This window comes from Streptomyces rubellus (assembly GCF_036323805.1).
Lineage (GTDB): Bacteria > Actinomycetota > Actinomycetes > Streptomycetales > Streptomycetaceae > Streptomyces.
In genome coordinates, this window is record NZ_JAZDCX010000041.1 from 1 (window position 1) to 26,732 (window position 26,732).

8 protein-coding genes are annotated in these 26,732 nt (G+C 74.0%); all 8 read right to left on the reverse strand.

Going from position 1 to position 26,732, the window contains the following annotated elements; all coding sequences use genetic code 11:
* The coding region (locus V1L54_RS28600; protein WP_330121071.1) for an SDR family NAD(P)-dependent oxidoreductase at positions 1 to 9,105 on the reverse strand (9,105 nt) is incomplete at its 3' end.
* Between the two features lie 403 nt (positions 9,106 to 9,508).
* The gene (locus V1L54_RS28605; protein WP_330121072.1) at positions 9,509 to 10,162 is read right to left on the reverse strand and encodes a response regulator; all 654 of its coding nucleotides are present in this window, start codon (positions 10,160 to 10,162) and stop codon (positions 9,509 to 9,511) included.
* Positions 10,152 to 11,450 carry a sensor histidine kinase gene (locus tag V1L54_RS28610; protein ID WP_330121073.1) on the reverse strand — a complete coding sequence of 433 codons (1,299 nt, stop codon included), beginning with the start codon at positions 11,448 to 11,450 and terminating at the stop codon, positions 10,152 to 10,154. The genes V1L54_RS28605 and V1L54_RS28610 overlap by 11 nt, the downstream gene beginning before the upstream one ends.
* Positions 11,451 to 11,480: 30 nt before the next feature.
* A complete protein-coding gene (locus V1L54_RS28615; RefSeq protein ID WP_330121074.1) occupies positions 11,481 to 12,266 on the reverse strand; it encodes an ABC transporter permease in 786 nt (261 codons plus the stop codon).
* Positions 12,263 to 13,168 (reverse strand): ABC transporter ATP-binding protein, encoded by a 906-nt coding sequence (locus tag V1L54_RS28620; RefSeq protein ID WP_330121075.1) that lies wholly within the window; start codon positions 13,166 to 13,168, stop codon positions 12,263 to 12,265. Before V1L54_RS28620 ends, V1L54_RS28615 begins: the two co-directional genes overlap by 4 nt.
* Before the next feature lie 360 nt (positions 13,169 to 13,528).
* Positions 13,529 to 14,266 (reverse strand): class I SAM-dependent methyltransferase, encoded by a 738-nt coding sequence (locus V1L54_RS28625; RefSeq protein WP_330121076.1) that lies wholly within the window; start codon positions 14,264 to 14,266, stop codon positions 13,529 to 13,531.
* Complete coding sequence (locus tag V1L54_RS28630) at positions 14,256 to 14,798, reverse strand: sugar 3,4-ketoisomerase (protein WP_330121077.1); 543 nt, start codon at positions 14,796 to 14,798, stop codon at positions 14,256 to 14,258. Before V1L54_RS28630 ends, V1L54_RS28625 begins: the two co-directional genes overlap by 11 nt.
* 117 nt (positions 14,799 to 14,915) lie before the next feature.
* The gene (locus V1L54_RS28635; protein WP_330121078.1) at positions 14,916 to 26,666 is read right to left on the reverse strand and encodes a type I polyketide synthase; all 11,751 of its coding nucleotides are present in this window, start codon (positions 26,664 to 26,666) and stop codon (positions 14,916 to 14,918) included.
* Between the last annotated feature and the right edge of the window lie 66 nt (positions 26,667 to 26,732).

Consider the following 26,732-nt stretch of genomic DNA (forward strand, 5'->3'; position numbering starts at 1 on the left):
CCGGTCCTGCCCGTAGGTGGCCAGCAGCGCCTCCGCCTCAACCGGGTCGCCGAGCTTCGTTCCCGTACCGTGCGCCTCCACCATGTCCACGTCGCCGGGCGCCAGGCCGGCGTCGGCGAGAGCGGCGCGGATGACCCGCTGCTGCGAGGGGCCGTTCGGTGCCGTGAGGCCGTTGGACGCGCCATCCTGGTTGACGGCCGAGCCGCGCACCACCGCGAGGACGTCGTGCCCGTTGCGCCGTGCGTCGGACAGCCGCTCCACCAGCAGCACACCGGCGCCCTCCGACCAGCCGGTGCCGTCCGCGTCCGCTGAGAACGACTTGCAGCGGCCGTCGGGCGCGAGTCCCCGCTGCCTGCTGAAGTCCACGAACACGCTGGGTGTGGACATCACGGTGACGCCCCCGACGACGGCCATCGAGCACTCGCCCGCACGCAGCGACCGGGCGGCCAGGTGCAGCGCGACCAGGGACGACGAGCAGGCGGTGTCCACCGTGACGGCCGGGCCCTCCAGCCCGTACGTGTAGGCGATCCGACCGGACACCACACTGCCGGCGCCACCGGTGGCCCGGTAGCCCTCGGTCTCGGGAAGGGCCTCGGCGGCAGCCGCGTAGTCGTGGTACATGACGCCGGCGAAGACACCGGTGTCGCTGCCGCGCAGGCCGGCCGGGTCGATGCCGGCCCGCTCGAAGGTCTCCCAGGACAGCTCCAGCAGGAGCCGCTGCTGCGGGTCCATCGCCAGCGCCTCGCGCGGCGAGATGCCGAACAGCTCGGCGTCGAACTCGGCGGCGCCGTGCAGGAAGCCGCCGTGCCGTGCATACGTGGTGCCGGGGCTGGACGGGTCGGGATCGTGGAGGCGCGCGAGGTCCCAGCCGCGGTCGGTGGGGAAGCCGGTGATGCCGTCGCGGCCTTCCCGGACCATCCGCCAGAGTTCCTCGGGGCTGTCCACCCCGCCCGGGTAGCGGCAGCTCATCGCGACGATGGCGATCGGCTCGTCCACCGCGGCGGCGTTCCGCGAGCGCGGTGCGGCTGCGACGGCGGCCGTACCGCTCAGCTCCTCGCAGAGGTGGGCGGTCAGCGCGGCGGGGCTGGGGTGGGAGAAGACCAGGGTGGCGGCCAACCGCAGCCCGGTGGCGGCGGCCAGCCGATTGCGCAGTTCGACGCCGGTGAGGGAGTCGAACCCGAGGTCCTTGAAGGTCCGGCCGGTGTCCACGCCCGCACCGGAGGGGTGTCCCAGCACGGCCGCGACGGTCGTCCGTACCAACTCATCGACGGCGCGGGTCCGCTCGGGCTCCGGCAGTGCGGCGAGGCCGTCGGTGTCCGCGGACGACTTGGCGGCGGCCGAGCGGAGCACGGGGCGCGCCAGGTGCCGCAGCAGCGGCGGTACGGGGCCGTCGCCGGGGACGGGTTCGGTGGCCATGGCCAGTACGTGAGCGGGCCCGGCGGCCACGGCCGCGTCGAGCAGCCCTACGCCCCGGCCGGGGTCGAGCGCGCCGCCCAGCACGGCGAAGCGCGCGCGGTCCGTCGTACCGAGTCCGGCGGCCATGCCCTCGGTCCCGCCCCACAGCCCCCAGCCCACCGCGACGGCGGGCAGGTCCTGGGCGCGGCGGCGGGCGGCGAGGCCGTCGAGAAAGGCGTTGGCCGCTGCGTAGGACGCCTGGCCAGCGGTGCCGAAGGAAGCGGCGACGGACGAGAACAGCACGAAGGAGGTGAGATCGAGATCGCGGGTCGCCTCGTCGAGGAGAGCTGCCGCCTCGGCCTTGGGGCGCAGCACCACGGCGGCGCGTTCGGGGGTCAGCGAGGTGAGCAGGCCGTCGTCGAGGACGCCCGCGGTGTGGACGACGGAGGTGATGGGGTGGTCGGCGAGCACCTGGTCGAGGTCGCCCCTGTCGGCGGCGTCACCGGCGACGACCACCACGGTGGCGCCCTGCGCGGTCAGTTCGGCGGCAAGCTCGGCGGCACCCGGCGCCTCGGGGCCACGCCGGCTGAGCAGGACCAGACCCGCGACCTCGTGCGCGGAGACCAGGTGGCGGGCGACGCGGGCGCCGAGCGCCCCGGTGCCGCCGGTGATGAGAACGGTGTCGTGCGGGCCCCACGGCGGGTTGGCGCCGGCCCGCAGCCGGGTCGCGCGCGGGGTCAGCAGGGTGCCGGCGCGGAGGGCGGTCTGTGGTGTGTCGACGGGCAGGCCGGCGGCGAGGGCGGAGGCCGACGCGGCCGTGCCGTCCAGGTCCGCCAGGCCGAACCGGCCCGGGTGTTCGGCCTGCGCGGACCGCAGCAGGCCCCAGACCGCGGCGGCGGCGGGATCGACGCTTTCACCGTCAGCTGTGGCGACGGCGTTCCGGGTGACGACGAGCAGCCGACTGCCGGAGAAGCGCTCGTCCTCCACCCAGGCGCGCACCAGGCCGAGTACGGCGGTGACCGTGTCGTGCGTGCGCTGCGCGAGGCCCGCGCCGACTGCGGACGGCTCCGGGCCGACGCCCACGCAGGCGAGCATCGTGCCGGGCACGGCCTGCACGTCCGCCAGGGCGGCCAGGCCGGGGAAGGGGCCCGCCGCGGTGACCGTGTCAAGCAGGTCGGTGGTGCCCACCGGTACGGCCGCGAACGGCACTTCGCGGTCCCCGTCGCCGGCGGGGGTCCAGTCGACGCCGTAGAGCACCCCGGAGGAGGTGTCGCCCAACCGGTCGGCGGTCACGGGCCGGAAGGCGAGCGACCGCACCGTCAGCACGGGCGCGCCCGTCGGGTCGGTGAGGCGGACCGCGTACTCGTCGGCACCGCGCCGGGTCACGGTGACGCGCAGCGCGGTGGCGCCGACGGCGTGCCGGGTCACGCCGGACCAGGCGAACGGCAGCAGGGTTGCGCCGTCCTCGCGGAGGAGACCGGTGGCGCCGAGCCCGTGCAGCGCGGCGTCGTACAGCACGGCCTGCGGCCCTTCGGGCAGCTCGACCTCCGCGTACACGGTGTCCCCGTCGCGCCAGGCGGCGCGCAAGCCCCGGAAGGCGGGGCCGTAGGAGAGTCCGGCGGCCGCGAGTGCGTCGTAACCGGGTGGGGTGGCCGTACCCGTGGGGTGCCAGGGGTCGCCTGTCCCGGGGACGTCCTCGGGTGGGCGGACCGGCTCCAGGACGCCGACGGCGTGGGTGGTCCAGTGCGCTCCGGAATCGCCGTCGGGACGGCTGTGGATCTCGACTGCCTGACCGGCCACGGTCATCTGGAGCTGGACGCCGCCGTGTTCGGGCAGGACCAGGGGCTCGCGCAGGGTCAGCTCGGCGAGCCCCGGCAGCCCCGCGTCGGCTCCCGCGTGGAGGGCGAGATCGACCAGGGCGGTTCCGGGCAGCACGATCCGGCCGTGGACGACGTGGTCGGCCAGCCAGGGGTGGGTGGCGAGGCCGACGACGCCGGTCCAGACCAGCCCGCCGTCGCCCGCCAGGGGCACGACGGCGCCCAGCAGCGGATGGCTGGCCGTGACCAGGCCGGCGGCGGCCAGTGCGGTCGTGGAGGAGGTCTGGGAGGTCCAGTAGCGGGTGTGCTGGAAGGCGTAGGAGGGCAGTTCGACGGGGCGGGGGTCGCCCGTACCGGCGACGGCCGTCCAGTCCAGCGCCACGCCGCGGGTCCACAGCACCGCGGCAGCGTGGACGGACCCGGTGTCGTCCTGGCCGCGACGCACCAGCGGTACGGCGACAGCCTCCTCCATGAGCGCCGGGACGAGGGCGGACAGGACACCGTCGGGGCCGAGTTCCAGGAAGCGGGTGGCGCCCGCCTCGTGAGCCTGGCGCACCGCGTCGGCGAAGCGGACCGGCTCGCGGATCTGTCCCACCCAGTAGGCGGGGGTGGCCAGGTCACCGGGAGCGGTGGTGAGAACGGGGATCTGCGGGGCGTGGTAGGTCAACGACTCCGCCACCGCCGCGAACTCCGCCAGCATCGGCTCCATCAGGGACGAGTGGAACGCGTGCGAGACCGCCAACCGCTTCACCCGCACACCCCGCGCCCGAAACCGCTCCTCCAGCCCGGCGACCGCCTCCGCCTCCCCCGACACCGTCACCGAGACAGGCCCGTTCACCGCCGCCAGATCCACCCCCTCGGGCAGCTCCAGCCCCTCCTCCGCCACCTCCACCGCCAGCATCGCCCCACCAGCGGGCAGCCCATCCATCAACCGCCCCCGCGCCGACACCAGGGCACACGCGTCCTCCAACGACAGCACCCCCGCACAATGCGCCGCGGCTATCTCCCCCACCGAGTGCCCCACCAGCACATCCGGGACCACCCCCCAGGACTCCACCAGCCGGAACAGCGCCACCTCCAACGCGAACAACCCCGCCTGCGCGAACACCGTCCGCTCCAACAACCCCGCGTCCTCGCCGAACACCACCTCACGCAACGGACACTCAAGATCCACCCGCGCACACACCGCGTCGAAAGCATCCGCGAACACCGCGAACGCCCCGTACAACTCCCGACCCATCCCCAACCGCTGCGACCCCTGACCGGTGAACAAGAACCCCGTACGCCCGGGCGCCACGACACCGTGCAGCACACCCGCCGCGTCGTGGCCCGCTGCCACCGCGTCCAGGCGGGCCGCCAGTTCCTCGCGGTCGGCGGCGAAGACGGCCGCGCGGTGGTCCAGGGGGAAGCGGGTGATCGCCGACGACCGTGCGATCGCGGTCAGCGGTACGGACGGTTCGGCGTCCAGGAAGGCTCGCAGCCGGGCCGCCTGGTCGCGCAGGGCGGCAGCGCCGTGCCCGGAGAGGAGCACGGGAAGCGCGAGGCCGGGCTGGGGCCCTTCCTCGTCCGGGACGGCCGGTTCGGGCGCCGCCTCGATGACCGCGTGGGCGTTGGTGCCGCTGATGCCGAACGAAGACACACCCGCCCGGTACGGCCGGTCCGTGGGGGGCAGGGTCACGTTCTCGGTGAGCAGCTTCACGGCGCCCGCCGACCAGTCCACGTGCGGCGTCGGCTCGTCGGCGTGCAGGGTGCGGGGCAGCACTCCGTGCCGCAGCGCCATGACCGTCTTGATGACGCCGGCGACACCGGCGGCAGCCTGGACGTGACCGATGTTGGACTTCAGCGACCCCAGCCACAGCGGCCGTTCCGCGTCCCGGTCCTGCCCGTAGGTGGCCAGCAGCGCCTGCGCCTCGATCGGGTCGCCCAGCCGTGTCCCGGTGCCGTGCGCCTCCACCACGTCCACGTCGGAAGGCTCCAGACCGGCCGCTGCGAGGGCCGCCCGGATGACCCGCTGTTGTGCCAGGCCGTTGGGTGCGGTCAGCCCGTTGGAGGCCCCGTCGGAGTTGACGGCGGATCCCCGCAGCACGGCCAGGACGTGCTGCCCGTCGGCCAGCGCGTCGGACAGGCGGCGCAGGACCAGCACGCCCACGCCCTCGGACCACCCGGTGCCGTCGGCCTGTGCTCCGAATGCCTTGCAGCGGCCGTCCGGGGAGAGGCCGTCCTGCCGCGCGAACTCGACGAGGACGCCGGGCGTGGCCATCAGGGTGACGCCGCCCGCCAGGGCGGTGGAGCACTCTCCCGCGCGCAGCGACTGCGCGGCCAGGTGCAGCGCCACCAGCGACGACGAGCACGCCGTGTCCACGGTCACCGCCGGGCCGTCGAACTCGAAGGCGTAGGCGATCCGGCCGGAGGCGACGCTCGCGGTCGTGCCGGTCAGCAGATAGCCCTCGGAACTCTCGGCGGGCTCGTGCATCCGGGGGCCGTAGTCCTGCGCGGTAGCGCCGACGAAGACGCCGGTGCGGCTGCCGCGCAAGTCGGCCGGTTCGGTGCCGAGCCGCTCCAGAGCCTCCCACGTGACCTCGAGGAGCAGCCGCTGCTGCGGGTCCATGGCGGCGGCTTCGCGCGGCGAGATTCCGAAGAGTGCGGCGTCGAAGCCCGCGATGTCGTCCAGGAACCCGCCGGCCGTGGGAAGTGTGGTGTCCAGCGCGGCCAGGGACGGCTGCCAGCCCCGGTCCTCGGGGAGGCCGGTCAGCACCTCGCGGCCCTCGCTCAGCGCTTCCCACAGCGCCGCGGGCGAGTCGATGCCGCCGGGGAAGCGGCAGGCCATGGCGACGATGGCGACGGGGTCGTCGGCGTCGGCGCGCTCCGAGGAGGCCGTGGCGCGGGAGGGGTCGGCGGCGTCCTCACCGCGCAGCGCGTCGCACAGACGGCGGGCGGCCGCGGCCGGGGTGGGGTGGTCGAAGAGGAAGGTGGGCGGCAGGGTGAGCCTGGTGGCGGCGGCGAGCCGGTCCCGCAGCTCGACCAGGGTCAGGGAGGCGATCCCGAGAGCCTTGAAGGTCTGTTCCGGGTCCACGTCCCCGGCCGTGGCGAACCCGCCGACCACGGCGACGTGGGACAGGACCAGCTCCCGCACCGTGCTGCGGGCGGACTGCGGTGAGAGGGCGCGCAGTCGGTCGCGCAGGGAGTCGTCCGGAGCAGCGGCGGTATCGGGATCGGCGCCGGTGTCGGGGGCAGCGGCGTCCCGGACGGGCTCGCCGGAGCCGTTCCACTGCGCGGCGGCCGTGCCGGGCCTCCAGTGGCGCTCTCGCTGGAAGGCGTACGTGGGCAGGTCGACGACCGCACCCGGTGGGGCGGGCAGACGGACGTCCCGGCCGTGGGCGAGCAGTTCGGCGGCGGAGCCGAGCAGCCGCGCGCGCCCCCCTTCGCCGCGCCGCAGCGAGCCGACCACCGCGGTTTCGGGCACGTCCAACTCGGCCAAGGTGTCGCGTACGGCGGCCACCAGCACCGGGTGCGGGGTGGCTTCGACGATGAAGCGGAAGTCCTCGTCGGCCAGCCGCCGGACGGCGGTGGAGAACTCGACGGTGGACCGCAGGTTCCGGTACCAGTAGGCGGCATCCAGGCCGGCCGTGTCCGTCCACTCCCCGGTGACGGTGGACAGGAACGGCAACTCGGACGTACGGGGTTCGATGTCCGCGAGCGCGGTCAGCAGCTCGTCGTGGATCAGTTCGACGTGCGCCGAGTGCGAGGCGTAGTCCACCGGAATTCGCTTGGTCTCGACGCCGTACGACACGCACCGTGCCGCGAAGTCGTCGAGGGCGTCGCCCGGCCCCGAGACCACGACCGCGGTGGGCCCGTTGTCGGCGGCGATCGAGAGCGCGGGCGCGTCGTCGAGCCACGGGCGGACCTGTGCCACCCCGGCCTGCACGGACAGCATCCCGCCCTGCCCGGCGAGGGCGCCGAGGGCGCGGCTGCGGAGTGCGACCACCTGGGCCGCGTCCTCCAGCGACAGGGCGCCCGCCACGCAGGCCGCGGCGATCTCGCCCTGGGAGTGTCCGGCGACGGCGTCGGGCACGACCCCCAGCGACCGCCAGGTCTCGGCCAGCGCCACCATCACGGCGAAGAGCGCGGGCTGCACCACGTCGACCCGCTCCAGCGTGGGCGCGCCCTCGGCGCCGTGCAGGACGTCCGTCAGCGAGAAGTCGGTGTGCGGGGCGAGCGCTTCCGCGCAGGCGTGAATCGTACGGGTGAAAACCTCGTCGGTGTCGAGGAGTTCGGCGGCCATGGCGGGCCACTGCGAACCCTGCCCGGAGAAGATCATGGCCAGCCGTCCGGTGCGCGCGGCGCCCTCGCTGATGCCCGCCGCCGGCAGTCCGGCGGCCACCGCGTCGAGCTGCGTGAGCAGCTGCTCCCGGTCCTCGGCGAGGAGCACGGCGCGCCGGGCGAAGCGGGTGCGGGTGGTGGCCAGCGAGTGCGCCACGTCCGCCACGGCCAGGTCGGCGCCCTCCACCGCGTCCTTCAGCCGGGTGGCCTGGGCGCGCAGCGCCTGCGCGGTGTGGCCGGAGATCAGCACGGGCACGGGGAGGGTGCTCCCGCCGGCGGCCGGGGCCGGGGGCTCGGCGGCCGGACGGACCGCCGGGTCGGGTGCGGGGCCCAGCACCAGGTGGCAGTTGGTCCCGCCCATGCCGAACGAGCTGACTCCGACGAATCCCTCGCCGCCCAGAGGGGTCGCCTCGGTCTCCACCCGCAGGTTCAGCCGTTCCAGCGGGATACCGGCGGGCGCGGAACGGAAGTTGAGGCTCGGCGGCACGACGTTCCGCTCGACGGCGAGCGTGGCCTTCAGCAGGCCTGCGATGCCGGCGGCGCCCTCGAGGTGCCCGATGTTGGTCTTCACCGAGCCGACCGGCAGCGGCGCGGTGCGTGCGGCGCCGAGGACGGCGCCGAGAGCCGCGGCCTCGACGGGGTCGCCGACCGGGGTGCCGGTGCCGTGCAGTTCGACGTAGCCGACCGCGTCGGGGGCGACCCCGGCGCGGGCGTATGCGGCGCGGAGGACGGCCTCTTGGGCAGCGGTGCTGGGCGTGGTGAGGCTGGGGCCACCGCCGTCGTTGTTGACGGCGCTGCCGCGGATGACCGCGTGGATCCGGTCGCCGTCGACGAGGGCCCGGGCCAGCGGCTTGAGGACGACGACAGCACCGCCCTCACCGCGTACGAACCCGTTGGCGCGTTCGTCGAAGGTGAAGCAGCGGCCGTCCGGGGAGAGTCCGCCGAAGCGCAACGCGGAGACGGTGCTGTCGGGGGCCAGGATGAGGTTGACGCCACCGGCGAGCGCCAGCTCGGACTCGCCGCGCGCCAGGCTCTCGCACGCGAGGTGGACGGAGACCAGGGAGGAGGATTGGCCGGCATCCACGGTGAGGCTGGGGCCGTGCAGTCCGAGGGTGTAGGACAAGCGGTTGGCGATGAGGCCACGCTGCAGCCCCGGCATGGAGTGCCGGTCGATGCCCGCGGCACCCTCGCGGTGCAGGAGAGCGGCGTAGTCGTCCCAGATCGCGCCGAGGAAGACACCGGTGTGACTGCCGCTCAGGTCGGCGGGGATGTGCCGGGCGTCCTCCAGCGCCTCCCAGGCGAGTTCGAGAGCGAGGCGCTGCTGCGGGTCGGTGGCGGCGGCCTCGCGCGGGGAGATACCGAAGAAGCCGGCATCGAAGTCGGCGGCCCGTTCGATGAATCCGCCGCGCGTGGCTCCGGGAACGCGCACGCGGTCGGAGGGGGTCTCGGTGATCGCGTCGGTACCCGTGGCGAGCAGGTCCCACAGCGGTGCCGGTCCGGGCGCGCCGGGTAGCCTGCACGCGTACCCGATGATCGCAAAGGCCTCGGAACCACCGGTGTACGTATCCGACATGAATGCCCCGAAATCACTTGACGGCGCGGAATCGCCGGACCCGAATCCGGCCGACTGCCAGGGCAGGCGGTTACGCGCCCACCGTGTTCCGGCCGCTCTTCCTCGACTGAAGCACTCCGACGCTAGCCAGGGGCCCGACAAGAGGCCAACCCCTAGCCTTCGCGCCGCCGCCCCTGACCAGGTGACTAGGGGCGGCTCCGCGGTCCGGCTCAGGGGTGTACGGGGCGGCTGGTGTTCCTGACGTCCTCCCTCCGGAGCCGATGATGTTGGTGATCGCGCCGGGTCGGTACGGTCCGGAGCCTCCTTGTCCGCTCCTGCTCGCTCCGTAGGACGAGGTACCGACGGGGTGAGGGCCGGGCGGCATGGCGCGGCATGGCGAGGAGTACTTCGCCGATGTCGGCGGTCAGCCGAGGATGCCCCGCTGGTACGCGACCGCCACCGCCGCGGCCCGGTCCCTCACGTCCAACTTGCCGTAGATGTGGGTCAGATGCGTCTTGACCGTCGCCTCGCTGATGAACAGCCCACGAGCGATCTCCCGGTTCGACGCGCCGCGCGCCACCTGCTCCAGCACCTGCACCTCCCGCGCGGAGAGCGTGTCGTCGACAGGCGGCGCGGCGGGGCCGCGCACCGCCGTGACAAGGCGTGAGGCGACCGCCGGGGACAACACGGTGCGGCCCTCCGCCGCCGCCCGGATGGCCGCGAACAGTTCGTCGCGCAGCGCGTCCTTCAGCAGGTACCCCGTCGCCCCGGCCTCGATCGCGGGAAGGGTGTCGGAGTCGGTGTCGAAGGTGGTGAGCACCAGCACGCGGGCCCGTGCGCCACGCCGGGTCAGCTCGGCGATGGCCTCCACCCCGCTGCCGGCCGGCATGCGCAGGTCCATCAGGACGACGTCCGGGTCCATGCGCAGCGTCATCTCCACCGCCTCCGTGCCGCCGGACGCCTCTCCGAGCACGGTGAAGCCGTCCGCGGGCTCCAGTATGCCGCGCAGGCCGTCGCGCACCACCGGGTGGTCGTCGACGATCAGCAGGGTGATCGCCCCGTTGTTCTCAGCGTTCATAGGGCACCGACGGTACGCGTGCGGACACGGCGGTGCCCAGGCCCGGCTCGGACTCCACGGTCAGCTCCCCCGCCAGCCGCTCCGCGCGGGCACGCATACCCTCCAGGCCGAACCCGGACGCGGTGTCGCGCTCGGGCAGGGCGGACGGGTCGAATCCCCGGCCGTCGTCGCGCACGTCGAGCACGACCTCCTCGCCCATGTAGGACAGGGTCACGCCGACCCGGGTGGCCTTCGCGTGGCGTGCCGTGTTGGACAGCGCCTCCGCCGCGATGCGCAGCAGCGTCGCCTGCACCTCCTCGTGCAGCGGCTCGTCGGAGCCGGTGAGGGTGAACTCGGCCTGCACACCGGTGTGTTCGGACCAGCGGACGACGGTCTTCTTCAACGCCTCGGGCAGGTCGTCCTCGGCCAGCGCGACGGGCGCGAGGTTGGCGACGGCCCGGCGTGCCTCGCCGAGGCTGTGGCGGGCCAGCTGCAGGGCTCGTTCGGCGTGGACGCGGGCCGCGCCCTGTTCCTGGGTGTCAGTGACGACCTGGAGCTGGGCGATGACGCCGGTCAGGTCCTGGGCGACGGTGTCGTGGATCTCCGCCGCCAGCCGGCGGCGCTCGTCGGCGATCCCGGCCTCCCTCGCCTGGAGCAGGAGTTGGTCGTGCAGGGCGGCGTTCTCCACCAGGGCCCGCTCCAACGCGAGGTTGGCGTGCTCCAGCTCGCGGATGGTCGCCACGCGCTTCCGGGCGCGGTCCTCCTCCTTCCCCGCGTCTTGCTGGACGGTCAGGAAGATGCCCATGTTGACGGCGACCAGCATGCCGTAGAACACCCAGCTCGCCGTGTCGTCGGGCGGCAGACCTCCGATCTGCGCGCCGGCGATCGTCGCGGCGGTGGCCAGCAGGCCGAGGGGAATCCAGCGGCGGGGCACCAGCTGCTCGACGTCGAAGCATCCGACCGCGGCGTAGAAAGCGCAGAACGGGTTTATCCAGGCCAGGCCGAACGCCAGGGCCGAGCGCAGCGCGTAGTACGCGGCACCGGCCGCGCTGGGGCCGGGCCGGCTGCGTGCCACCCGGTCCCACCAAAGCTGCAGGACGAGCGCCGCGGCGGCGAGCATCCCCACCGCCACCCAGTCAGCGCCGTCCATGCCGACCAGGGACGAGGTCGCCGCGGCGAGCACCAGACTGAGGCCGAGGAGGACGGGAGCGCTGAAGCGAAGGAGTAACCGCGGCTGCGTGTGGTGCGCGGTCTGCGGCTCGGTGACCGGGGGGGATGCATCGGGTGCCACGCCCTCAGTATCGGCCATGGCACCCACCCGGCGCGCGTGACACGTCCGTCACTCCCAGCGGAACCAGCGCGCGGCGGCCGCGGACAGCACCAGCGTCCACAGTGCCAGTACACCGAGGTGGCTCCAGTCCGGCCAGTCGCCGGCGGTGGCCTGGTTCAGGGCCTGGGCGGCGGCGCCGAAGGGCAGCGCCTCCACGATGTTGGCCATCAGGTCGGGCATCTGCTGGATGGGCATGTAGACGCCGGCTGCGAGCATCGCGGGGAAGAACACCGAGATGCTGACCGCCTGGGCGATCTTCGTGGTGGGGGACAGCGCGGAGATCAGCGCGCCGAGCGCCAGCACGCACACCACCGCCAGCAGCAGGGTCAGCAGGTAGCCCACGACCTGGCGCGGCAGGACGACGTCGGAGAAGATGCGCCCCACCGCCAGGGTGAGCACAGCGGAGATCAGCGAGGCGACGGCGTGCAGTCCCACCTGAGCACCGAGAACGGCGGTGGGGCGCACCGGGGTGGTGGACATCCGGCGCAGGATGCCGCGCTCGCGGTAGCCGGTGATCACCGGAGGCATGGCCATCAGGCCAGCCATGATCATCGAAAGGAGCACGGCGACGGGCACGTAGGCCTCGACGGTGGAAAGGCCGCCGAGCTCCTCCTTGGGCTCCGTCATGGACGGGATGAAGCCGAGGATCAGCAGCAGCAGCGTGGGGAAGGCCATGACCCAGAACACCGAGCCGGGCTCGCGGAAGAACAGGAGCAGCTCGGCGCGCAGCACGGCCCGCCCGGGACGAGGCGTGGTGGTAGTGGAAGGTACCGGGGATGGGGTGGCGGCGCTCATGCTTCGTCGGCTCCCGTCAGGTCGAGGAAAGCGTCATCGAGAGTGGAGTCGGTGACACGCAGTTGGTGGGCGCTCACCCGGCTGCGGGCGAGCAGACTGATCACCGCGTTGACGGTCTCGTCGGTACCGGCGAGGGTGACCCTCCCGTCACGGTGCGTGACGGAGGCGAGGCCCGGCAGGGCGGCGAGGACGTCCTCCTCCAGCGGGCGGGAGGGAGTGAAGGAGATGACAGTGCTGCTCGCGGACTGCGCCACCAGACCGGAGGGGGTGTCCAGTGCGGCGACCCGCCCCCGGTCGAAGATCGCGACCCGGTCGCACAGCCGCTGCGCCTCCTCCATGAAGTGCGTGACGAGGAGGATGGTGACGCCGCTCGCCCGGACGTCCTCGATCAGCGACCACACCTCGCGCCGCGCCGCCGGGTCCAGGCCGGTCGTCAGCTCGTCCAGGACGACGACCCGAGGGGTGCCGACCAGGGCGAGCGCGATGGCCAGCCGCTGCTTCTGGCCGCCGGACAGCTGCGCGAAACGGGTGTCGAGCTTCTCCCCCAGGCCGAGGCGTCCGGCCAGGGTGCGCCAGTCGGCGGGGTTGGGGTAGCAGGCGGCGAACAGCTGGAGTGCCTCGGCGACGGTGAGCTTGCCCTGCAGCTCGCTCTCCTGCAGCTGCGCGCCCACGATGAGTGTCGTCTTCGCGCGGTCGGCGAACGGGTCCAGCCCGCACACGCGAATCGTGCCGCTGTCCGGAACGCGCAGTCCAAGGATGGACTCGACGGTGGTGGTCTTGCCGGCGCCGTTGGGGCCGAGGACCCCGAAGATCTCGCCCTCCTCCACCGCGAGGGAGACACCGTCCACGACGGGGCGTCCGCCATAGCTCTTGCGCAGATCGCTCACTTCAATGAGAGTCATGCTCCCACAGTGCCGGGCGGGGCCGGGCCGGCACATCACCCATCGCGCTCGCAGGGGGATCAACCGATCGGTTGACCCCCTTACGCCCCCCTACCACACGACCCCTACGACCCTGACATCGCCCTGGGGTTTCCTCATCGGGCTTGCGTGCCCGCCGCTGCCTCCATCTCGGCCTCTGCCTGCGTCTGACTGCGGCCCGGCACGGTTCACCTCGACACGGCTTCCCGGAGGGCGAAGCAGCCGGATGGGCCGTCCGCCCGGCTGTCGGGCCCGTCAGTTCTCAAGGGGTTGGCCCGCCGCTCCCGCGGACCACGCTCCTCGAACGAACCCCGCATCCCTCTCCCTCTGGCCGGCTGCCGGTCAGGCCGCGGGTGCGGCGGTCCCGACGAACAGGCCACGCGGTGCGAGCGGGTCCTTCACGTACTCGACCTCGCACCCCGCCCGGACGAAGGCGCTCTCGTACTCTTCGCGGGTGAACAGCGTGGTGCGGTGCACGTCGGAGAAGTGCGTGACACCGCTCTCCGCCGAGGCCACCAGATAGTGCACCTCCATGTGGCTGACCCCGCCGTCCCGGACGGAGTGGGAGACGCGGACGTAGGTACGCCCGCCCGACTGGACCGTGTCGGTGCCCACGTAGCCCTCCAGGAAGTCCTCGGGAAGCCAGAAGGGTTCGATGACGATGACGCCGCCCGGCAAGAGGTGACGGGCGAAACTGCGGAGCGTCGCGGTGAGTTCATCGACGTCGGCGCAGTACGCCACTCCGCTGAACAGGCTCACCACCGCGCCGAAGGTGCGGTCGAGGGCGAAGTCGCGCATGTCGCCCCGGTGGATGGGGACCCCGGTGTTCTTCCGGGCCAACTGCACCATGTCCTCGGACAGATCGAGGCCCTCGACATGCCCGAACGAGTCGGCGAAGCGCGAGAGATGGTCGCCGGAGCCGCAGGCGACGTCCAGCAGCGAGTCGGCCTCCGGCAGCCGGTCCCGTATCAGGGACGTCACCAGTGCGGCCTCGCCCGTGTAGTCCTTGCCCCGGCCCCGGTAGAAGGCCTCGTACATCTCGCCGCGGTCGTAGATGCTCTCGTGCCGGTCAGTCGTCACGCGTCTGCTCCTTGTGGTCGTTCGGTCGTCCGGGTGTCCACTTGCCTGTCGCCTCGCCCGTCCCCACGCGGCCGTCAGCAGCTCCGGCACCGGAAAGGCGTGCGGTCCGCACGAACTCGCCGTAGTCGTAGAGGTAGTCGTCCAGTTCGTACGGAGCCGAGGCGAGCACCAGGCAGATCGCGTCGGGCGAGAAGTCGGCGAACTCGGTCCACACGCCGGGCTCCACGTGGAGCGCCTGGTCCGGACGGTCCAGGCGCACCCGGGCGCGCGAGAAGCCGTCGTCCACGACCACCTCGAAGGACCCGGTGGCGGCCAGGATGAACTCGTGCAGTTCCCGGTGCATGTGCAGCCCCCTGACCGCCTGCCGGGGCACTCCGTGCACGAAGAAGACCCGCTCGATCGGGAAGTCGACCTGTTGTCCCCGCTCGATCACGGTGAGCGAGCCGCGCGGGTCGGTGTTGTCCGGGAGCGTGACGAGACGGCAGCCGCGTACTGCCGCAAGGGACGCCTCGGGGGTCTGGTCAGGGGGCATGGGGGCCTTTCTCAGGTGCGGGATGTGAGCTGTGCGGGCACGCGGGCAGACCGCGGGCCTGACGTCGGCGTGGGGGCGAGGCCGGCCGGAGTGTCGGCGGGGTGGGCTTCGCCGCGGTCATCGGGGCAGCTCCTCGATCCACCGGTGGACCGCGCGGGCCGTGGTCCCGGCGTACTCGGCCATCATGGTGAAGTGGTTGCCCGGTACGTCGACGATGTCGCGGGCCGCCTTCCACGAGCTGCGCCAGTCGCGGCCGTCGACGGGCTCGCGCAGCGGTTCCGAGGCACGCAGCAGGAGAGTGGGAATGCGGGTGTCGGGGCGCGGGGTCTCCCAGAACAGACTGCCGTACCAGGTCATCGCGGTGAGACGACTGTCGTCCATGGGCACGAACTGCTCCACCCGGTCGAAGATCCCTTCGGAGAGCTCGGCGCTCCAGTCGGCCATCAGCGGGTCGTCCAGCCGGTAGACGTCCGCCAGCACCAACCCGGCCGGTGGCGCCCCGAGTTCGACCAGGCGCACCGCCAGGCGGTGGGCGAGGATCGCGCCGCCGGAGTGCCCGAAGAGCACGACCGGCGTGTCCTGGGCGTGGGCGATGATGCCCTGAGCCTGCCAGTCCAGGGCGACTTCGGGGGTCGCGGGCAGCAACTCGCCACGGCCGTAGCCGAGGACGGGCACCGCGGCCACGCGCCGCGCGCCGCGCAGTGGCGCGGCCAGCCGGACGAACTCCTGGGGGCCGCCGCCGGCCGTCAGGCCGCTGACGCAGATCAGCGGCTCGGACGCCGGGCCGTCGGCCAGGGTGGTGAGCGCCGCCGGTCCGCCCGCCTCGGCCACGTCGTCGGCCATCGGCCGGAACTTCGCGGTTTCGCCGACCAGTTCGAGGAACTCCTTGATCCGCCCGGTCCCCACGGCCTCCCGGTAGAGGGAGTCCAGCAGGCCGACCGGGTTCCGGTCAGTGGGCGAGATGCCGAGTGTGGCGGCAGGCACCACGCTGCCCGGGGTCCCGCCGTCGGCGGCCGTGGCGGCGGCGAGATGGCGGGCAAGGGCAGCGGGCGTGGAGTGCTCGAAGACGACAGTGCCCGGCAGCGACAGGCCCGTCGCCCGCTCCAGTGTGCTGCGGATCTCCAGCGCGGCGAGCGAGTCGACGCCGAGTTCCAGGAACTGCCGGTCGGGGGCGACGGACGCGGCGTCGGTGTGCCCGAGCACCGTGGCGGCCGTCCTGCGGACGAGATCGAGCGCCGCCCCGTGCCGGTCCGGACCGGTGAGGCCGGGGACCGCGCCCGGTTCCGGTGCCGGGTCGCGCACGGCGGCGGACAGGGCCCGGACCTGAGGGAGTTCGTCGAAGAGCGGGCGGGGCTGGGCCAGGGTGTAGGCGGGGTGGAAGCGTTCCCAGTCCACGTCGGCGACGACGGCGCAGGGTGCCGGACCGGCCACGGCCTCGCGCAGGGCGGACCAGACCGTGCCGGGGTCCACGGGGCGCAGACCGTGTCGCTGCGCGGCCGTGTTCTCCTCTCCCGTCGCCCACGGCCCCCAGGAAATGGAGGTCGCCGGCAGGCCGAGGGAGTGCCGGTGTGCGGCGAGGGCGTCCATCCGGGCGCACGCGGCGGCCCGTACGGCTGCTCCGGTACCGCCCCAGACGCCGGTCACCGAGGAGATCAGGACGAACGCCTCCAGACCGGTGGCCAGTTCGCGGGTCACCTCGTGCAGCACCTGGGCGCCGTCGGCCGCGGCCACTGCGCGCAGGTCGCCGGGGCTCAGCTCCGCCCAGGGGGTGTCTTTGCCCGCGCCCACCGCGTGGAACACGGCGGTGAGGGGACGGTCGGCGGGGATCGCCGCCAGCACCTCGGTGACGGCGGCCCGGTCGGTGACATCCGCGGCGGCGAAGGTGACGCCGACGGGCAGGCTCTCGGCGAACTCGCGGGCACCCGGCGCTTCGGCGCCCCGGCGGCCGAGCAGCACCAGGTGTTCGGCTCCGTCCGAGGCGAGCGCCGTGGCGAGCGCCCGGCCCCGGCGGCCGGTTCCGCCGGTGACCAGCATGGTGCCCGAGGGCTGCCAGGGTGCGGCGCCGACCGGCGGGGCGGTGACGATCCTGCGGGCCATGGGAGTGGCACGCAGGGCGATCTGGTCCTCGCCCGCGCCGCCGGCGGCGAGCAGCGCGGCCAGCCGCGCCGCGATCCTCGGGTCGGGGCGCGCGGGCAGGTCCACCAGGCCGCCCCAGCGGTGCGGGGCCTCCAGCCCCAGGGTGCGGCCCAGTCCCCAGACGGCGGCGCGGGCGGGGACGGCGGGCGGGTCGGCCGGGCCGGTGGCGACCGCACCCGTGGTCAGGCACCACAGGGGCCCGTCGGCCGCGATGTCGCCGAGTGCCTGAGCGAGGGCGAGGACGTCACCGGGCTCCTCTGCCAGGCAGAGCACTCCGGTGACCGCCGGCCCGTCGTCGTACGCGCGCCGCAGTGCCTCGGCGCAGGCCTCCCTGCTGCCACTGGCGTCGGGGACTTCGGTCACGCGCATACCCTGCTCGCGCAGCAGCGCGAGCAGGTCGGCGGCGTTCCCGTCCCCGGCGGTCACCGCGAGCCAGTTGCCGTGCGGCACCACCTGCTCCGGTTCGAGCAGAGGGCGCCAGGTCACCTGGTAGCGGCCGACAGGCGCGCCGTCCGGTGCCACGGCGGGGTACGGCTCGGGCCAGTAGCGGCGCCGCTGGAAGGCGTACGTCGGGAGGTCCGGGCGGGGCCCGGTGACGGGTCCGAGGAGCGCGTCCCAGCCGATGGGAACTCCGGCCGTGTGCAGCCGGGCGACGGCGGTGAGCAACGCGGCGGGCTCCTGCCTGCCGGAGCGCTGGAGCGCCACGCAGAGAGTGCCGGTGGTGGTGTCGAGGGAGCGGGCGCGTTCCAGGGTCCGCTCCAGCGGGACGGTGAGCGCGGCGCCGGGCCCGATCTCGGCGAAGCGGGTCACGCCCTGGTCGAGAAGGGCGCCGACGGCGTCGGCGAAGCGAACGGTGGCGCGTATCTGGCGGACCCAGTAGTCCGGGGTGGACATCGCGCCGTCGTCGGGGAGCCCGGTGACCGTGGACACCAGCGGGATGCGGGCGGGGTGGTACTCCAGGGACGCGGCCACGGCGGCGAAGTCGTCCAGCACGGGGTCCATGCGCGGGGAGTGAAAGGCGTGCGAGACGTCCAGGTTGCGGACCGTACGGCCGGTCAGCCTGCCCTCCTCGGCCAGTTCCGCCAGGGCGTCGGCGTCGCCGGAGAGAACGACGTCCTCCCGGCTGTTGACGGCGGCGACCGCTACGCGGGCCTCGTAACCGCTCAGCGCGGCGCCCGCCTCGGCCTCGGTCATCCGCACGGACATCATCGCGCCGCCCTCGGGCAGCGCCCCCATGAGCCGTCCCCGGGCGGCCACCAGGGTGCAGGCGTCGGCGAGCGAGAGGACGCCGGCGACGTGTGCGGCGGCGAGTTCGCCCACGGAGTGCCCGGCCAGCCGGTCGGGGGTCACGCTCCAGGACTCCAGCAGCCGGAAGAGCGCGACCTCGAAGGCGAAGAGGCCGAGCTGGGTCCAGGCGGTGCGGCCCAGCACGTCGGCGTCGTGGAGGACGACCTCGCGCAGCGGGCGGTCCAGATTCGGGTCGAGGTGGGCGCAGACCGCGTCGAAGGCGTCGGCGAACACCGAGTAGGTCTCGTACAGTTCGCGGCCCATACCGGCGCGCTGCGCACCCTGGCCGGAGAAGACGAAGGCGAGGTCGCCGCGCCCGGCCACGCCACGGACGATCTCGGCTCCGGCGCCGGCCGCCCCGGCGAGCCCGGCGAGCCCTCGGCGGAGCCCTTCGGCGTCGGGTGCCAGCACGACGGCGCGGTGTTCCAGGGCGGCCCTGGCGGTGGCCAGTTGACGGGCGGCGGCGCGCAGGTCGAGCGCGGCGCCGGTGCGGTCGACGTGCGAGCGGAGCCGGTCGGCCTGGGCCCGCAGAGCGGCCTCGGACCGGCCGGAGACCGGCCAGAGCAGGAGCGGGGCAGCGGGGTCCGGCTCGTCGGCCGGCAGCGGCGCGGTCTCGGGCTCCTGCGGAGCCTCCTCGATGAGGACGTGGGCGTTGGTACCGCTGATCCCGAACGAGGACACGCCGGCTCTGCGGGCACGTCCCGTCCGCGGCCAGGGCCGGTCGTCGGTGAGCAGCTCGACGACGCCGGCCGACCAGTCCACCTCCGGGGTCGGCTCGTCCACGTGCAGTGTCCTGGGCAGCACGCCCCGGCGGATCGCCTCGACGATCTTGATGACGCCCGCAACGCCCGAAGCGGCCTGGGTGTGCCCGATGTTGGACTTCACCGACCCCAGGTAGAGGGGTTCCTCGCGGTCCTGGCCGTAGGTGGCCAGCAGCGCCTGCGCCTCGATCGGGTCGCCCAGCTTGGTGCCCGTACCGTGCGCCTCCACCGCGTCCACCTCGCCGGCCTCCAGGCCGGCGGCGGCCAGCGCGGCGCGGATCACCCGCTGCTGCGCGGGGCCGTTCGGCGCGGTCAGGCCGTTGGACGCACCGTCCTGGTTGACCGCACTGCCCCGCAGCACCCCGAGCACCCGGTGCCCGTTGCGGCGCGCGTCCGAGAGCCGCTCCAGCAGCACCAGGCCCACGCCCTCGCCCCAGCCCGTGCCGTCGGCGGAGGCGGCGAAGGAGCGGCAGCGGCCGTCGGAGGCAAGGCCGCCCTGGCGGCCGAACTCGGCGAACACGACGGGCGAGTGCATCACGGTGACGCCGCCCGCGAGCGCCATGGAGCACTCGCCGTTGCGCAGCGACTGCGCCGCCAGGTGCAGGGCCACCAGGGACGACGAGCACGCCGTGTCCACGGTGACCGCTGGGCCCTCCAGGCCGAAGATGTAGGAGATGCGGCCGGACAGCACACTGTTGGAGGAGCCGGTCATGACATGGCTCTCGGAGCCCTCCGGCAGGACGCCGGCCATGGCGTAGCCCCCGGCGGAGGCACCGACGAAGACGCCGGTGCGCGTGCCCCGTACGGCGGTCGGCGCGATGCCTCCGCGCTCCAGCAGCTCCCAGGCGCTCTCCAGCAGCAGCCGCTGGTGGGGGTCCATGGCGACGGCCTCGCGGGGCGAGATGCCGAACAGGTCGGCGTCGAACTCCGTGGCATCGTGCAGGAATCCGCCCTCGGCGGTGAAATCGCCCGTGTTGAACAGGTCCCAGCCCCGGTCCACGGGGAACGGCGACATGGCGTCGGCCCCGGCCGCGACCACCTCCCAGAGGTTCTCCGGGGAGTCGGCGCCGCCGGGGTAGCGGCAGCTCATGGAGACGATGACGACCGGGTCGTCCGCCTCGGCCCGCACGGCGGGGCGTGTGGGTCCCTCCGTGGCGGCCGGCTCCGCGACGCCGAGCAGACCGAGGAGTTCGGCGGCGGCCACGCGGGCGGTGGGGTGGTCGAAGACCAGGGTGCCCGGGAGCCGGAGACCGGTGGCCCCGGCCAGGCCGTCGCGGACCCGGAGCGCGGTCAGCGAGTCGATGCCGAGCTCGGTGAAGACGCGGTCGGGGTCGACGGCCTGGGGACCGGTGTGGCCGAGCACGGTGGCGACCACGGTGCGCACCAGGTCGAGCAGGAGACGGTTCCGGTCGGCGACGTTGGCCGCCTTGAGCCTCGCGCGCAGCTCGTGGCCCTCGACGCCGTCGTCGGCCCCGGCCGTGGCCTCGGACGCGTCGGCCCGCTCGGTGGTCGCCTGCGGCAGGTCGCCCACCAGCGGGCTGGGCCGGCGGGCGGTGAACGTGGGGACGAAGCGGTCCCAGTCCACGTCGGCGAACACGCCGGTGGCGCGGCCGGAGTCGACGGCGGAGGCCAGGGCGGCCAGGCACAGCTCCGGCGGCATGGGGGCGATGCCCCGGTCCCGCAGGTAGTCACCGGCGTCCCGGTCGGCGACCATGCCGCCGCCGTCCCAGGCTCCCCAGGCCACGGCGGTGGCCACCTGACCGTGTGCTCGGCGGCGTTCGGCGAGCGCGTCGAGGTGGGCGTTGGCGGCGGCGTACGCGGCCTGCCCTCCCCCACCCCAGATGCCGGCGATCGAGGAGAACAGCACGAAGAGGTCGGCCCGGTCGCCCAGCAGGGCGTCCAGGTGGACCGCGCCGAGTACCTTGGCGCGGGCGTCCTCGGCGATCTCGGCCGGTGAGGTGGCGGCCAGCGGCGCGGTGGTCGAGACGCCCGCGGTGTGGACGACGCCGGTCACCGGGTGGCGTTCCAGCAGGGCGGCGAGTGCCTCACGGTCGGTGACGTCGCAGGCGGCGACGACCGCGGTGGCTCCGATCTCGGCCAATTCGGCGACCAGTTCGCCGACGCCGCGGGCCTCCGGGCCCGACCGGCTGACGAGGAGCAGGTCGGTGACGCCGCGTCGGGCGAGCCAGCGGGCGACCTCGCGGCCGAGCGCGCCGGTCCCGCCGGTGACCAGAACCGGGCCGCCGGGGGTCCACGGGGCCGTGGTGGGGTCCGGCGCGGCGCGCCGTACCCGGCGGGCGAACACTCCGGAGGGCCGTACGGCCAGCTGGTCCTCGTCCTCGGCGGCGCCCGCCAGGAGCGCGCCGAGCCGGGCGGCGGAGCGGGTGTCCGCGATCTCGCACAGGTCGATCAGTCCGCCCCACCGCTCGGGGTGCTCCAGCGCGGCCACCCGGCCCAGGCCCCACAGCATGGCCCGGTCACCGTTCACCGCTGCGTCGAAGCGGCCCACGGTGACCGCGCTGCGGGTGAGGCACCACAGGGGTGCGCCGATCGCTGCGTCGCCGAGCGCCTGCAGCAGGGTGACGGTGTCGCCGGTTCCGGCGGCGAGTACCTCGTCGCCGGAGTGCGGCCGCTCGGCGAGCGCCAGCAGGGAGACGACACCCGTGAACCCGCCCGGATCGGGCACCTGCGTGAGCGCGGCCGCCAGTTCGTCCCGTCCGGCATCGGCGGGGACGAGGACCTCGGTGACGTCGGCGCGGGCCAGTGCGGTGCGTACGGTCTCCGCATTCGCCTCCGCGCCGGTCTGCGGGAGGGCGAGCATCCATCGTCCCGTCGGCGCGGTGGACGGCAGGCCGACCAGGGGACGCCAGGTCACCTCGTAGCGCCAGGAGTCCACGGTGGACTCCTGGCGGCGTGCCCGCCGCCAGGTGGCGAGGGCGGGCATCACCTGGTCGAGGCCCGGTGCGTCGATCCCCAGGGTCCTGGCGACAGCGGTGGTGTCACCACGTTCGATGTCGTTCCAGAACGCCTGCTCCGCCTGGTCGGTTCCTCCGGGACCGTCGGCGGGTGCGGCGGCGGAGTGCTCGACGGAGTCGGGCCAGTAGCGGTCGCGGTCGAAGGCGTAGGTGGGCAGATCGACCAAGCGGCCCCCGGGGAGGAGGCGTTCCCAGTCGACCCCGACACCGCGTACGTGGGCTTCCGCGAGCGCGGTGAGCCAGCGTTCGCGGCCACCCTCGCCGCGCCGCAGGGTGCTCAGGACGGCGCCGGGGATGTCCGCGTCGTCCAGGGTCTCCCTCAGGCCCACGGTGAGCACAGGGTGGGGGCTGACCTCGATCAGCAGCCGGTGCCCGTCGTCCAGCAGGGCGCGGGTGGCGTCCTCGAAGCGGACGGTGGCGCGCAGGTTGTCGTACCAGTACTCGGCGCCCAGGGTGGAGGTGTCGATCCGTCCGCCGGTGAGCGCCGAGTAGAACGGCACGGCGGAGGGCGCCGGGTCCACGTCCCCGAGGTCGGCCAGGAGACGTGTCTTCAGCCGTTCCACGTGCACCGAGTGCGACGCGTAGTCCACCGGCAGGCGGCGCGCCCGGATCCCGGCCGCCGCGCAGTGGGCGACCAGTTCCTCCAGCCCTGCCACATTCCCCGAGACGACCGTCGAGCCGGGACCGTTGACCGCCGCGACCGAGAGCCCTTCCCAACGGCCGGCCAGCTCCTGCGCCGCATCGCGGGAAACAGCCAGCGACACCATTCCCCCGAACCCGGCCAACTCATCAGCGATGGCACGCGCCCGCAACGCCACCACCCGCGCCCCGTCCTCCACCGACAGCGCCCCCGCCGCCACCGCAGCCGCGATCTCTCCCTGCGAATGCCCCACCACGGCGGACGGGAGAACACCCACCGAAGCCCACAACTCGGCCAGCGACACCATCACCGCCCACAACACCGGTTGCACGACCTCGACCCGCTCCAGGTCAGCCCCCTCGCCCCGCACCACCTCCAGCAGCGAGAAGTCAGTGAACGGCTCCAGCGCCCGATGGCACTGCTCCATTCGCGCGGCGAACACCGGTTCCACATCCAGCAGTTCAGCCGCCATCCCCACCCACTGGGAACCCTGTCCCGGGAACACGAACACCGTGCTGCCCCGCACCACACCGCCGCGCACCACGCCGGCCGCCTCCTCCGCGGCCGCCAACGCCCGCAACTGAGCCGCGTAGTCGGGACCCAGCAGCACCGCACGCTGTTCCAGCACGGCGCGTCCGGTGACCAACGACCAACCCACATCCACGGGATCAGCGCCACCGACCGACAGCAGACGCTCCGCCTGCCCCCGCAGCGCATCCCCACTCCTGCCCGACAGCAACCACGGCACCACTTCACCGGCGCCCGACGGTTCCTCCGGCGCAACGCCAGCCACATCGACAGCCTGTGGCGCGGCCTCCAAAATCACGTGCGCGTTGGTGCCGCTCATCCCGAACGAGGACACACCCGCCCGGCGCGGCCGGTCCGTCTCCGGCCACTGCCGCGCATCGGTCAGCAGCTCCACAGCCCCCGCCGACCAGTCCACCTGCGAGGACGGCTCTTGCACGTGCAAGGTGGCGGGCAGCACCCCGTGCCGCAGCGCCTCCACCATCTTGATGACGCCCGCGACACCCGCAGCCGCCTGGGTGTGCCCGATGTTCGACTTCAACGACCCCAGGTACAGGGGCTCTTCGCGATCCTGTCCGTAAGTCGCCAGCAGCGCCTGCGCCTCGATCGGATCACCCAGCCGCGTGCCCGTGCCGTGCGCCTCCACGACGTCCACCTCGGCGGCGGTCAGCCGCGCGTCGGCCAGCGCCGCCCGGATCACCCGCTCCTGCGACGGACCGTTCGGCGCGGTCAGACCGTTGGAGGCACCGTCCTGGTTGACCGCGCTGCCCCGCACCACCGCCAGCACGCGGTGCCCGTTGCGCTCCGCGTCCGAGAGCCGCTCCATCAGGAGCAGGCCGGCGCCCTCTCCCCAGCCGGTGCCGTCGGCGTCGGCGGAGAAGGCCTTGCAGCGGCCATCGGGTGAGAGCGCGCCCTGGGTGCTGAACTCGATGAAAGTGCCGGGCAACGGCATCGCGGTGACGCCGCCGGCCAGGGCCATCGAGCACTCCCCCGCCCGCAGGGACCGGGCAGCAAGGTGCAGCGCCACCAGGGACGAGGAGCAGGCGGTGTCCACGCTGAGGGCGGGCCCGCGCAGACCGAACGTGTAGGAAACCCGGCCGGAGAGAACGCTGGCGGAGTTGCCGGTGCCCAGGTGTCCCTCGGTGGCGGCCTCGGAGCCGAGCAGCAGCGCCAGGTAGTCCTGGCCGTTGGTGCCCGCGAACACTCCGGTTTCGCTGCGGCGCACCGAGGTGGGGTCGATGCCCGCGCGTTCGAACGCCTCCCAGGCGGTCTCCAGCAGCATCCGCTGCTGCGGGTCCATGGCGAGCGCCTCGTGCGGGGAGATGCCGAACAGGCCCGCGTCGAAGGCGGCGATGTCGTCGAGGAAACCGCCCGAGCGGGTGCGCGAGGGGCCGTCGTGGCCGAGCAGGGAGTCGAGGTCCCAGCCGCGGTCGGCGGGGAAGTCGCCCATCGCGTCAACGCCGTCCCGCACCAGGCGCCACAGCGCCTCGGGCGAGTCGACTCCGCCGGGGAAGCGGCAGGACATGCCGATGATGGCGATGGGTTCGTCGTCCGCCGCCCGGCGGCCGTCTCCGGCGGAGGGGGCGTCGGGGGCGGCCGCTTCCTCGGACAGCAAGGTGAGCAGGTGTTCGGCGAGGGCGCCGGGGGTCGGGAAGTCGAAGACGAGGCCGGCGTGCAGGGTCAGCCCGGTCCGGGATGCCAGGAGGTTACGCAGTTCCAGGGCCGTGAGGGAGTCGAAGCCCATGTCGTGGAAGGCGCGTTCGCGGTCCACGTCCGCCGGCGAACCGTGGCCGAGGACGCCTGCGACGGTCTCCAGGACGAGGTACTCCACGTCGCGGGCCTGCTCGGCGGCGTCCGCGCCCGGCGCAGCGAGTGCGACGGGACCGCCGGCCTGGGCTCCGCGGACGACCGGGACGGCCTCGGGGAGTTCGGCGAACAACTTGCTCGGCCGTACCGCGGTGAAGCCCGGAACGAAGCGTTCCCAGTCGATGTCGGCGACGACCAGCGCGCCGTCCCTCTCGGTCAGAGCGGTGGCCAGTGCCTCCAGTGCCCGGCCCTCCTCCATGGCGGGCAGTCCGCCGCGCGCCAAGCGGGCGGCGGCGGCCGGGTCGGCGGCCATGCCGGCTCCGGCCCAGGCGCCCCAGGCGAGGGCGGTGCCGGGCACGCCCCGGGCACGACGGCGTTCCACCAGGGCGTCGAGGTGCGCGTTGGCGGCCGCGTAGGGGCCCTGCCCGGCACTGCCGATGACGCCCGCGACCGAGGAGAAGACGACGAAGTCGGTCAGTTCGCCGGTGAGTTCGTCCAGTACGTCGGCGGAGCGGGCCTTGGCGTCGAGTACCGCGGCGAGCCTCTCTGGTGTCAGCGCGTCGAGCACACCGTCGTCGACGATCCCCGCGGCGTGTACGACCGCGGTCACGGGGTGGCGCTCCAGCAGCTCGGCCACTGCGCCACGGTCACTCAGGTCGCAGGAGACGACGACGGCGTCGCAGCCACGCTCCGAAAGGTCCGCGACCAGCTCGGACGCACCGGGTGCGGCGGGGCCGCGCCGGCTCGCCACGACGAGGCGGGTGGCGCCGCGCTCGGCCAGCAGCCGGGCGACCTTGCCGCCCAGCGCACCAGTGCCGCCGGTGACCAGGACCGGACCGTCGGCGTGCCACTCGGCAGGCTGCGTCTGCGCAGCCGCGCCGGTGGGGGCACGCCGCAGTCGGCGGGCGTGGAGGCCCGTCGGCCGGATGGCCGCCTGGTCCTCGCCCGAGTCTCCGGCCAGCAGCTGGACCAGTCGGTCGGCCGCTCGCCGGTCGAGGTGGTCCGGCACATCGACCAAACCACCCCAGCGGTCGGGGTGTTCGAGGGCGGCGACCCGGCCGAGGCCCCACAGCTGGGCCGCTGACGGGTCGCAGGCATCACCGGGTGCGACCGCGACCGCGCCGGAGGTGAGGCACCACAGCGGTGCGGCGAGTCCGGCGTCACCCTGGGCCTGGATGAGCCGCAGCAGGTCCGCGACGGTGTCCACGCAGGCGAGCACCCCGGCGACGGGACGGTCACGCTCGGCGGCGGCCGAAGCCAGACCGGCCATCGCGTCCGCGCACTCCGTGCGGTCCGCGCCGAGTTCTGTCATCTCGACGATGTCGGCGCCTGCGCCACGTAGGCCGTCCACGACCCCGCCGGGCACCTCGCCACCGGTGACCAGGAGCCAGGTACCGGTCAGCCGTGCCTGCCGGGCGGTGACCGGGCTCCATCCGACGCGGTAGCGCCAGGCGTCGGTGGTGGCCTTGTGGCGGCTCCTCTCCCGCCAGGCGGCGAGAGCGGGCAGGACGGCGCCGAGGCCGTTCCGCTGCTCGTCGTCCAGACACAGTGCGCCGGCGACGGCATCGGCGTCGGTCGAGTCCACGGCCGCCCAGAAGTCCCGCTCGGCCGGGTTCTCCCCGGCGACGGGGCGGGGGGCGGTCACCGGCGTGGGCCAATACCGCTGACGGGCGAAGGGATACGTGGGCAGCGCGATGCGGGCGCCCTTGAAGGGGGCGAGGTAGCTGGGCCAGTCCACGGGGACGCCCCGGGTGTGCAGGCGGGCGAGGGCGCGGACGAGGGTGGCGGCCTCGGGACGGTCCGG